Source organism: Ruminococcoides intestinihominis (assembly GCF_040096285.1).
Classification (GTDB): domain Bacteria; phylum Bacillota; class Clostridia; order Oscillospirales; family Acutalibacteraceae; genus Ruminococcoides; species Ruminococcoides intestinihominis.
On record NZ_JBBMEY010000100.1, the window covers coordinates 1 to 632 of the forward strand.

At 30.2% G+C, this 632-nt stretch carries 1 protein-coding gene; it reads right to left on the reverse strand.

Annotated elements, in window-relative coordinates; translation table 11 throughout:
* Nucleotides 1–228: 228 nt before the first annotated feature.
* Nucleotides 229–632 (reverse strand): protein adenylyltransferase Fic (gene fic / locus WMO18_RS10910; RefSeq protein WP_367286615.1); only part of this gene is annotated, 404 nt, incomplete at its 5' end.

Below are 632 nucleotides of genomic sequence, written 5' to 3' on the forward strand. Positions count from 1 at the left end.
TCACTTCACACCGATTAGCAATGTAAATATCCCCCTCTTTTTTACTTTTTTTATATCAAATTATTGACAAAGTCCCACCTTTTATAAATCGACTGAAGGAGGGATAAAACTATAAATTAGATGAATTATTCGGTTACTATCTAATTAACCTATATTACATAAACAACTCTACAAACCCAAATTTGTACTACATATTAATATTTAAGAACAAAATCAAAACTTTAAAAATCACAAATCACCGGTTGCAAAGGTATTATAACCTTCATAGTAATAACTATGGTCGATGCCTTTCATATATAATTCACGGTTATTGATTTCATTTGTTAGTGCATTTTTTAGTACATACTTAATCTCAATATCTTTGATTGGACTACGCTCCATTGCAAGTAAGTAATCTTCTTTATCTACCCTACTCCAATCAACAACCATACCGATTTCATTTTTTAGAATATGGTCTAGCCATATTCTTGTACTTCTGCCGTTACCTTCTCTGAAAGGATGGGCAATATTCATTTCTACATATTTTTCTATTATTTCATCAAAAGTTGATTGGGGCATCTTATCAATATTTTCTAAGGCAGTCTTTAGATACATTACAGGTGCAAAACGAAAATTTCCTTTGGCAATATTTA